Raw genomic sequence first — 10,398 nt, forward strand, 5'->3', positions numbered from 1 at the left:
GCCGTGTCTATCTCTCAAAAATTCAAGCGTGCCGCCACCTGGGGCGTGTTCATCGGCGCCTGGGCCGGGGCCGTGGTGCAGGCGGCGGAGTTCCCTGACAAGCAGGTCACCATCGTCGTGCCCTATGCGGCCGGCGGTTTTACCGACCAGGTGGCCCGCGCCATTGCACCGGTGCTGGCCGAGAAATGGGGCAAGCCCGTGGTGATCGACAACCGCCCCGGCGGCGGCACCACCATTGGCACGGCCCTGGTCGCCCGGGCCCCTGCTGATGGCCATACCCTGCTGCTGAGCAGCCTGGGTTACCTGACCAACCCGTTGATGATGCCGCGCCTGCCTTATGACCCGCAGGACCTGAAACCTTTGATGATGGTCTCCGAGTCGCCCAGCGTGCTCTATGTGGGCAAGCAAGTGCCCGCCAACAACCTGGCCGAGTTCGCCAGCTATATGCGCGCCAACGACGGCAAGCTGGCCTTCGCCTCGTCGGGCGTCGGCTCCAGCCCGCATATCTGTGCCGAGATGCTGGCCTCGGCCGTCGGCGCGCACATCATCCACGCGCCCTACCGGGGCAATGCCCCGGCCTTGAATGCCTTGATGGCCGGCGAGGTAGCGGCCTTGCTGGATGCGCCCAGCGCAGTGAGCTATGTACAGGCCGGGCGCATGAAGGTGCTGGGTGTGGCCAGCGACAAGCCCGTGCGCAGCGCGCTGCCGCTGACCCCGTTCTCCCAGTCGTCCGCGCCCGAGCTCAAGCCCTACAGCTGCAGCAGCTTCTTTGGCTTTTTCATGCCCGCCAAGGTGCCCGCCGCACTGCAGCAGCGCATCTACCGCGATCTGCGCGCGGTGGTGGAAGTGCCCAGCGTGGCCGAGGGCGTGACCCGCCCCGGCGGCGAGCTGCACCTGCTCGGCCCCGAAGACTTCACGGCCTACCTGGATGCCCAGCGCCCGCGCTGGGCCGCCGTGATCCGAGAAAAACACATTACCCAGGAATGAGGGCAGGGGGCGCCCAGCCCTTGCCTGCCCCTTGTCGTTTGATTTGACCTTGAACCCGGAAACATGACAGCAACCACCGATCCCTATGCCGACTTTCGACAAACCCTGCGCGACTTTGCGCAGCAGCATTGCCCGCCCGCGCTGAAAGCCAAGGTCCGCGCCAACGAGAAGCTGGGCCGCGCCGAGATGAGCGAGTGGGCCAAGATCCTGCAGCGCAAGGGCTGGAGCGCCCCCAACTGGCCGATCGAGTGGGGCGGCACCGGCTGGGACATGCAGCAGCGCTACCTGTTTGAAGAAGTGATGGCGCAGGAAGACTGCCCGCCGCTCTACCACCATGGCATCGGCCACATCGGCCCGGTGATCATGCACTTTGGCACGCCCGCGCAAAAGGAGCGCTACCTGCCGCGCATTGTGGACGGCAGCGAGTGGTGGTGCCAGGGCTATTCCGAGCCCGGCGCTGGTTCGGACCTGGCCTCGCTGCGCACGGCGGCGGTGCGCGATGGCGATGACTATGTCATCAACGGCCAGAAGATCTGGACCTCCCATGCGCAGGAGGCGGACATGATGTACACCCTGGTGCGCACCTCCAAAGAGGGCAAGAAGCAGGCCGGCATCTCCTTGTTGCTGGTGCCGATGGACGCGCCCGGCATCGAGGTGCGCCCCATCCCGACGATTGACCACTGGCACCATGTCAACGAGGTGTTCTTGCGCGATGTGCGCGTGCCCGTTGCCAACCTGATTGGCGAGGAGGGCGGCGGCTGGGCCTGCGCCAAGTTCTTGCTCGACCGCGAGCGCCTGTCGCCCGCCACCGTGCCGCGCCTGGTGCGCCTGCTGGAGCAGATCGAGCAGCCGCTGCGCGAGCGCGGCCGTACGCAGCAAGGCGCCAGCCAGCACATGCTGCTGGAGCGCTTGTTCCTGGCGCAGGCGGCCGTGGCTGGCGCCAAGGAGATGCTGATCAGCGCCATCGACGAAGAGATGCAGGGCACGCTGGCCTCGTCCAAATCCTCGGCGCTCAAACTGTTCTGCTCCGACCTGGCCCAGCAGATCATTGGCATCGCCTTTGACATGAGCCCCGACTACGCGGCGCGCCTGATTCCGAGCCTGCCCGAGGACAGCCCCGCCGATGTGGAGCTCAAGCGCGAGCTGATCCACACCTACCTCTTCTACCGCTCGCGCACCCTGGCCGGTGGTACCAGCGAAGTACAAAAAAACGTGATTGCACGCGATATCTTTGGAGCCTGACCCATGCCTTTTCAAGCCTCTCCCATGTTTCCGGGCGACCTGTACGACACGACGATGCGGGTGGCAGCCGATGCTGTGGCGGTCAATGCCGCTTTGACCGAAGCCCAGGCCACCGACCAGGCCAGCGACAGCTGGCAGCAGTTTCTGGAGCTCGGCTGGCAAGCCGTGCTGGTGCCCGAGGCCAGTGGCGGCGCGGGCTCGACCTTTGCCGATGTCGCGTCCATCGCAGAGGCCGCTGGCCGCTATGGCCTGACCACGCCGCTGGTCGCACGCTGCGCGGTGGTGCCAGCGGTGCTCGGCGCCATCCCCGGCCGCGACGATGTGGCGCAGATGCTGGGGCTGCTGGCCGCGGGCGAAGTCTCCATCGCCCCCGTGTTTGCGCATGACGGCAGCTGCAGCCTGAGGGCGATGGTGGATGCCGAAGGTGTGCAACTGCAGGGCAGCCTGCGCGGCATCGACCTGAGCGAACCGGCCAGCCATCTGCTCTTCCTGGCCCACAGCGCTGCTGGCGAAGCCTTGTTGCTGCTGGCCAGCCGCGATCAATTAGGCGGCAGCCTGCAACGCTGGGCTGGCCATGACGGCCGCCTGACCGCCGACCTGAGCCTGAAGGCTACGCGCCTGCCCGCCAGTGCCGTGCTGCAACGGGGCCGGGCGGCCGTGGCCGCTGCCGAGCGCGCCAATACCGTGGGCGCGCTGGTCTGCTGCGCGCAGATCGTCGGCGCCATTGGCGCGATGGTGGAGCAGACCATCGAGTACCTGAACACGCGCCAGCAGTTTGGCGTGCAGCTTGCCACCTTCCAGGCGCTGCGCCACCGCACGGTGGACATGTATGTGGCCTATGAAAGCGTGCGCGGCATGGTGCGCGAGCGCGTCGTGGCCTTTGACCAGGGCGACAGCGATGCGCATGCCGTGGCACTGCTCAAGCACTACCTGTCGATCGCGGCCCGCCAGGTGGGCGAGTCGGCGATCCAGCTGCACGGCGGCATTGGTATGTCGCGCGAGCTGCCTGCCGCCCGCCTGGCCATGCATGCGATTGGCTGCAGCCTGCAATGGGGCGACCGCTACGAGCAGCTCGACAGCCTGGCAGCCGACATGGCTGCCGAGATTGCGGCTGAAGTGGCCGCTGAATCCGCCCCCACCGCTGCCCGCGCCTGAGAGGACCCGCCATGAGCCACGCATCTTCGTCCCTCGACGCCTTGTTCCACCCCCGCTCGGTGGCGCTGGTGGGCGCCTCGTCCGATCCCGAGCGCATTGGCGGCCGCCCGCTGCGCTTTATGCTCGAAGCCGGCTTTGCTGCGCCCATCTACCCGGTCAACCGCAGCGGCGCGCTGATCCAGGGCCTGCAGTCCTACCAAAAGGTGTCCGATATCCCGTTCCCGGTCGACCAGGCCATCATCTGCGTGCCGGTGGCCGGGGTGGAAGAGGCCGTGCGCGATGCCATTGCCAAGGGCGTCAAGGCCATCCAGGTGATGACGGCCGGCTTTGCCGAGATTGATGCGGCCGGCCGCGCGCTGCAGGACCGCATTGTCGGCCTGTGCCGCGCAGCCGGTGTGCGCATGCTGGGCCCCAACTCGCTGGGCCTGCTGAATGTGCCGGCGCGCTTTTTCTCGACCTTCTCCACCTTTCTCAACGGCGCACAGCCCCAGCCGGGCTCCATCTCGCTGGCCACGCAAAGCGGCGCCTTTGGCTCGGCCGCCTATGGCCTGGCCACCTTGCGCGGCCTGGGTTTCAGCAAGATCATCGCGACGGGCAATGAGGCCGATGTTGATGTGGCCGAGAGCATCGACTACCTGGCCGATGATCCCGACACGCGCATCATCTGCGCGGCGGTGGAATCCTGCCGCGACGGCAACCGCCTGCGCCGCGCCTTGCTCAAGGCGGCCCGCGCCGGCAAGCCCGTGCTGATCATGAAGGTAGGGCGCACCGAGCTGGGTGCCGCCGCTGCCTCCACCCACACCGGCTCGCTGGCTGGCAATGACAAGGTCTACGACACGGTGTTCCGCGAATGCGGCGCGCTGAGGCCCGAGTCCATCGAGGAGATGCTGGACATCGCCTACCTCTATACCGTCAGCGGCGTGCTGCCGGCCAATGACGAGCTCGGTGTCTTCACCGGCTCAGGCGGCATAGGCGTGCTGATGGCCGACGAGGCGGGCGCGCAGGGCATGGAGCTGCCCCCCTTGCCCGCCCCCGCGCGCGAAGCCACCTTGGCGCTGCTGCCTTTTGCGGTGGCCGCCAACCCGCTGGACATGACGGCCCAGGTCACTTCGGTGGCCAGTGGCACCGCGCGCACCCTGGGCGTGATGCTGGAGCACACGCGCTATGGTGCGGTGCTGGGCTACCTGGCCCATGTGGGCCTGTCGCCCGAGCGCTTTGCCAGCACGCAGCAAGAGATTGCCGCGCTGGCCGCGCAGCACCGCGAGCGCCTGACCATTCTGGTGATGCTGGCCTTGCCCCAGGTGCGCAGCGCGTTGGAAAAGCAGGGCGTGGCCGTGTTTGAGGATCCGACCCGCGCTGTGCGCGCCGTTGCCGGCCTGGCCAAGATACGCCAGCGCTGGCAGGCGCTGTACCAGCTGCCCGGCAGCGCACAGCCCGCCGCGCCCGCCTTGGCGCTGGACGATGTGCATACCGAAAGCGGCGCCAAGCGCGCGCTGGCGGCCGCCGGCCTGCCGGTGCCGCCCGAGCACCTGTGCAGCAGCGCCGCTCAAGCGGCTGCTGCCGCAGCGCAGGTGGGCTTCCCGGTCGTGGCCAAGATCGTCTCGCCCGACATCGCGCACAAGACCGAGGTCGGCGGCGTCATGCTCAACCTGCAGGATGCCGCCGCCGTCGAACGTGCCTTTGGTACCTTGATGGACCGCGCCCGCACAGCGCGGCCCGATGCCCGCCTGGACGGCGTGCTGATCGCCCCGATGCTGCGTGGCGGCGTGGAGGTGATCCTGGGCCTGCACCGCGACCCGACCTTTGGCCAGATGGTCATGTATGGCAGCGGAGGCACGGCGGTGGAGCTGTTCCAGGATGTGGCGCTGGCCTCGGCACCGCTCACGGCAGCCCGCGCCCAGGCGCTGGTGGATGCCGTGCGCTCCAGCCAGCTGCTGCGCCGCTGGCGCGGCGGCCCGCAGTATGACGAGGCCGCGCTGGTGCAGGCGCTGTGCCGGCTGTCGGAGTTTGCGATGCAGCATGCTGACAGCATCCAGAGCGTGGACATCAATCCGCTGATGGTGCGCACCCAGGGCGCCATGTGCCTGGATGCGGTGATCGAGTTGCGCGCGCAGACGCAGCAGGGGGCACAGCCATGAGCAGCGAAGCCAGGCTGGCCCATCTGGAGGCGCAGCTCCAGGCGCTCTGCGACCGCGAGGCGATCCGCGAAGCACTCTACTCCTACTGCCGGGGCATAGACCGGGGCGACGAAGCGGCCTTGCGTGCCGCCTACTGGCCCGATGCCACGGACCGCCATGGCGCCTACCAGGGCAGTGCCGAAGGCTTTATCCAGGCGGCGCTGCCCCAGCTGGCCAAGGGGCGCTATATCCACAACATCGCCAATCTGTCGATCCATCTGAACGGCGATGCCGCTGCGGTGGAGGCGTATTTTCTGGCCTACCAGACCGACACCGATGCCGCTGGCGCGCCGCGCGCCACCTTCTTGTGCGGCCGCTATGTCGATCTGTTCACCTGCCGCGCCACGGCCACCGCAGAGCGTGAATGGCGGGTGGCCAAGCGCGTGGTGGTTTACGACTGGCAGGACATCTGGGCCGCGCCCACGCAGGACGAAGCCACGCGCTTTGGCCGGCGCCTGCCCATGGGCGCCAGGGCGCCTGACGACCCCTGGTACGCGTTGATGCGCGAGGTGGCAATGCCCGCTAGCCCATAGCCGCGCCGCTCACCGCGCTCCATCTGGCGGATCGCGTCCGCCCCTTCTGCCCCTGCGTTTGACTGCAGGGACTCACTTTCTCACTGCGCCGTCTAGCGCGGTGGGGATCTGCTCGGTCTAAAAAAACAGCAAAGCGTTTTCACCGTGGTCGTGCATGGGGCCAGGCCCGACCACGTCTTTCCAAAAGTACACCAGGAGACAAACCATGAAAGCCAACAAGCCCAGACTTCATCCGCTGCTCGCAGCACTCATCGCCTCTGCAGCGGCCGGGGGCGCGGCGGCGCAAACCGCGCAGACCCAGGAGCTCAAGCAGATCACCTCGCCGGCCGGGGGGCTGGCCTCGGGCGGCAGCAGCTCGGTACAGGTCTATGGCCTGATCGACAGCAGCGTGGCCAGCGTATCCATGCAGGGCCAGCGCGCCACCAAGCTGGAGAGCGGCCACATGATGGGCTCGCGCCTGGGTTTCAAGGGCAGCGAGGACCTGGGCGGCGGCCTGCGGGCCAACTTCCAGCTGGAGATGGGCATTAACACCTCCAACGGCGCGCAGCAGCAAAACCAGGGCTTTGGCGCCAAGGCCTTTGGCCGGGGTTCGCTCATCAGCCTGACCGGTAACTTTGGCGAACTGCGCATGGGCCGTACCCTGGCATCGCTGCCGACCGAAGTGCAGGCCGTCGGTGACCCCTTTGGCCTGGGCGGCGGCGGCAACCTGCAGGGCATCCAGCCATCGCCCGGCCGGCAGAACAACAACATCCTCTACCAAAGCCCGTCGATCGGCGGCTTTATCGGCAAGGCGGCCTATACCATCAGCGAATACACGCGCCAGAGCATTGACATCGAGCACCGTGCCCACCAGTACACGCTGGCGCTGTTCTACAAGAACGACGCCTGGAGCGCAGCCGTATCGGCTACGCGCATGACCAACCCCACCGATGGATCGGCGACGCGCTATTTCAACTCGGCGCTGGCCTATGACTTCAAGGCCTTCAAGCTGTTTGGCTCGTTCGCCACCTTCAAGAACCCCGGCGCAGCCATCACGCCCACGGTGAACACCGGCCTGGACAACAGCGGCCAGCTCGCCGGCTTCCCCTCGGTGGGCTACTACGAAGGCCAGGACGACCGCAGCTTCTCGATCGGCGCCTCCGTCAAGCTCGGCCCAGGCACCTTGCTGCTCAACGCCATCGACCTGAACGACACCGGCCCGCTGAACCGCGATGCGCGCCAGTACGGCGTGGCCTATCTGTACCCCATGTCCAAGCGCACCACCTTGTACACCGACTATGGCTATGTGAAGAACAAGAACGGCGCCGGCTACACCTTGACCGGTGCGGTGACCGCTGCGGGCTTTACCAACAACGGCAACAGCAATGCCTACCGGGTGGGCATCATCCACAGCTTCTAAAGGCTGACATACGCAACAAGGCCCAGGCGTTTGCAGCGCCTGGGCCTTGTTTTATAGGTATCCCGTGTCTGGCTTATCGGGACGGGTTGCTGGCCAGCAGTCCTTGGAAAATCATGTCAATGTACTGCTGCACCACCTGGCGGGCGCTGAGCCGCCCGGTGGGCGAATGCCAGCGGGGCAACTGGTTGAGCACGGCCAGCAGCATGCGGCTGGCAATGGTGGGGTCCACCTTCTGGAACACCTCGCTGTCCACGGCCTGCTTGATCGCATCGCGCAGCAGCTTCTCGTACTGGTCGCGCAGGGCCAGGTTCTCGGTGCGGGGCTTGGCATTGTCGCCAAACCAGAACATGTTGGAGCCGGCAATCCAGGAGTCGCGGTTGCGGTCCATATAGTCGGCCGAGGAGAGCATGAACTCGCGCACCTTGCCCTCGGGGCTGGCCACCTTGCCCATGGCCGTAGACACGTAGTTGACAAGGGTGCGCATGCCATCGACGAGGATGCTCTCGTAGAGCGCATCCTTGTTGGGGAAGTGGTAGTAGAGCGCCGCCTTGGTGATCTGGGCTTCGTCGGCAATGTCGCGCAGCGAGGTACCGTCAAAGCCCTTGCTGGCAAACAGCCGGACCGCTATCTCTATCAGTTGCTCTTTCCGGTCTTCCACACGCATGCGCGTGCTGCTGCCTTCTTCGGGGGCGTCGGAGGGTTTCGTCGTGTTTTTTTGCATAGTCACCAAAATTTGTTTGCCCTGATATCGGCCGGGAGACGACCGATCCGCATCCGTAGGCTTGTGGCTTCTGGGCGGTGGCACCATCATAGTTCAACGAAAATCATCCATCCATCGGGCCCCGCCTGATGCTGTCTGGCGGCCGCCCAGGCTGCGCTGCCCGGGTGTTGTGGCCCTGGGACAGCAGCAGCGATCGATGATTCTCGGCGCGTGGGACTGGGAGCCGCTAACAGGACCCGGCAAACTCAAGGTTTGCGATGAAGGCTTGCCGCCCCGCACAAGACAGGACGCAGCCGGCGAGGCAACAACGTATCAAGGCCTGTGTCAGCGGCGCTTAGCTGTACCCGGCTAGTCTCAGCGGCCCTTGTAGACCGGCTCGCGCTTTTCCAAAAATGCCTGCTGCGCCTCGCGCGTGTCTTCGGTCTTGGACAGCGCCACGGTGTTGCCTTGCTCATAGCGGTAGGCATCACGCGTGGGCATCAGCAAGGTCATGCGCGCAGCTTCCTTGGCCAGGCGCAAGGCGATGGGGCTCTTGGAGGCAATCTCGCGCGCCATCTCCATTGCATAGGGCATCAGCTGGTCGGCGGGCAGGCAGGCCTCGATCAGGCCCAGGCGGTACATCTCCTGCGCCGACACCTTCATGCCGGTAAAGAACATGCGGCGTGCGCGCGATTGGCTGAAATAGCGCTGCAAAAAGGTCACCCCCCCCGCCAGGCCCACATTGATTTCAGGCATCGAGAAATAGGCATCTTCCGAGGCCACCCAGATATCCGAAGCCATCACCAGCCCAAAGCCAGCCCCCAGCGCCGGCCCATTGATCGCCGCAATGATGGGCTTGGAGCATTCCATGATCGCGTTGTTCGACTCGCGCACCAGGCGGTTGTGGCGGCCATAGGCACCGGGCTCACCGGCCAGGTTGGGGCGTTCGCGAATGTCGGCACCGGCCGAGAACACCTTGCCCGTGCCCGTGAGCACGATGCAGGCCACATCGTCGCGGTCAGACAGCTCGTCAAACAGCTCCATGATCTCGTTGCGGAACTCCTTGTTCTGCGCGTTGACGGGCGGGCGGTTGAGGGTGACAACGGCAATCTTGTCCTTGATGTCGACGATGAGCGTGTTGTAGGCCATGCAGGGTCTCCTGGTTGAATACTAGTAATTTACCGGTCGGCAAGTAAATATTAGCGAATAACGGCGGAGGGCTCAAGCGGGTTGGTACGGGGGAGGGGTGGGGGTGTCGCTCAGGTGATTGGGGGGGCTGAGGAGGGCATTCTGATCTTGGATAGTCAAGATATGGCTCTGGAACCCGTGCAGAGAGCGCCGAAACCCTCTGGCCTTCATCGCCGTTCATGATGAAGACTATGGGCGCTGATTTCGATCAGCATGTAGCTTTTTAGCGGAGATCTGGCACTCTATGAACTTCCATACCAACTTGGATCCAGCCGGAGGTCACTCTATGGTCTGAATGTCGGAGTGAGAGCATCTTGATCGGGCTTTGCTGAAAATAGAATGGAAATCTACATCAAGCCTGAGAGGATTTTTGGCATTAACACATGCAGCTACTGAAAATTCAACGAATTGCGGTAGATTTTTATTCGCGCGTTCGTGACATACAGCCGGCCTCTCATGAGGTTGTTTATAAGAATTTTCTAAACATAGCAAATTTGTATGGTTTTGCTAATGCAGACTTGGAAGGGACTGTTGCCACTAGCGACTGATAAACATGGTCTTGGAAGCTCAATCAAGCTTACGCTACTTCGCAGCACCGTTTAATCGAGGCGTTTAATCGCAAAGGTACTTAATCACATGCTTACTCTTAGAGACGTTCTCGATGATGCTGCAGCTCGAAAACTGCCACAGCGTTGAGCCAATCACTAGAGGCAGCAATGGTGAGGCTCCTGTCCAATGGTTGGCGACATTGAGGAAGGTGAAGCAGTTCGTTTGCTTGTCACAGTGGATGCAGATGTTGACGTGAGGGACTTCAATGGCAATTCGCTACCTCATGACGCTATCTCGATGCGTCAAACTTGTGCCGCGAAAGTTCTTATTGCAAGCGGTTCAGATGGCAAATTAGGGATCGTTCCGGAAAATCGCCGCAGGACATTGCCTTATTTGAAGCATATGGGCCAACTATTGCTTTGTTCGACCATCAAGGTCAAGCGAAAATCCACATATAGCAAGACATAA

General features: G+C 64.3%; 9 protein-coding genes. 7 read left to right on the forward strand and 2 right to left on the reverse strand.

Features of this window, described 5'->3' with window-relative positions; translation table 11 throughout:
* The first annotated feature begins 3 nt into the window (after positions 1-3).
* The 6 genes from WH303_RS07490 to WH303_RS07515 all read left to right on the forward strand — a co-directional run bounded on the left by WH303_RS07490 (position 4) and on the right by WH303_RS07515 (position 7,493).
* The gene (locus tag WH303_RS07490; protein WP_339517722.1) at positions 4-987 is read left to right on the forward strand and encodes a Bug family tripartite tricarboxylate transporter substrate binding protein; all 984 of its coding nucleotides are present in this window, start codon (positions 4-6) and stop codon (positions 985-987) included.
* Between the two features lie 63 nt (positions 988-1,050).
* Complete coding sequence (locus tag WH303_RS07495; protein WP_182327811.1) at positions 1,051-2,229, forward strand: acyl-CoA dehydrogenase family protein; 1,179 nt, start codon at positions 1,051-1,053, stop codon at positions 2,227-2,229.
* Positions 2,230-2,232: 3 nt separating this feature from the next.
* Entirely contained in the window at positions 2,233-3,384 is a 1,152-nt protein-coding gene (locus WH303_RS07500; protein WP_339517725.1) for an acyl-CoA dehydrogenase family protein, read from the forward strand.
* A gap of 11 nt (positions 3,385-3,395) precedes the next feature.
* Positions 3,396-5,522 carry an acetate--CoA ligase family protein gene (locus WH303_RS07505; RefSeq protein ID WP_339517726.1) on the forward strand — a complete coding sequence of 709 codons (2,127 nt, stop codon included), beginning with the start codon at positions 3,396-3,398 and terminating at the stop codon, positions 5,520-5,522.
* The gene (locus tag WH303_RS07510) at positions 5,519-6,094 is read left to right on the forward strand and encodes a nuclear transport factor 2 family protein (protein WP_339517728.1); all 576 of its coding nucleotides are present in this window, start codon (positions 5,519-5,521) and stop codon (positions 6,092-6,094) included. The genes WH303_RS07505 and WH303_RS07510 overlap by 4 nt, the downstream gene beginning before the upstream one ends.
* 205 nt (positions 6,095-6,299) lie before the next feature.
* Complete coding sequence (locus WH303_RS07515; RefSeq protein ID WP_182345392.1) at positions 6,300-7,493, forward strand: porin; 1,194 nt, start codon at positions 6,300-6,302, stop codon at positions 7,491-7,493.
* 73 nt (positions 7,494-7,566) lie between these two features.
* Here WH303_RS07515 and WH303_RS07520 read toward each other — a convergent pair whose 3' ends face one another.
* Entirely contained in the window at positions 7,567-8,214 is a 648-nt protein-coding gene (locus WH303_RS07520; RefSeq protein ID WP_339517731.1) for a TetR/AcrR family transcriptional regulator, read from the reverse strand.
* 354 nt (positions 8,215-8,568) lie between these two features.
* Entirely contained in the window at positions 8,569-9,342 is a 774-nt protein-coding gene (locus WH303_RS07525) for an enoyl-CoA hydratase/isomerase family protein (protein WP_021028139.1), read from the reverse strand.
* Between the two features lie 774 nt (positions 9,343-10,116).
* Here WH303_RS07525 and WH303_RS07530 point away from each other — a divergent pair.
* On the forward strand, positions 10,117-10,398 hold the full coding sequence (locus WH303_RS07530; RefSeq protein ID WP_339517733.1) for a hypothetical protein: 282 nt from the start codon (positions 10,117-10,119) through the stop codon (positions 10,396-10,398).

This window comes from Comamonas sp. MYb69 (assembly GCF_037479315.1).
Classification (GTDB): domain Bacteria; phylum Pseudomonadota; class Gammaproteobacteria; order Burkholderiales; family Burkholderiaceae_C; genus Comamonas.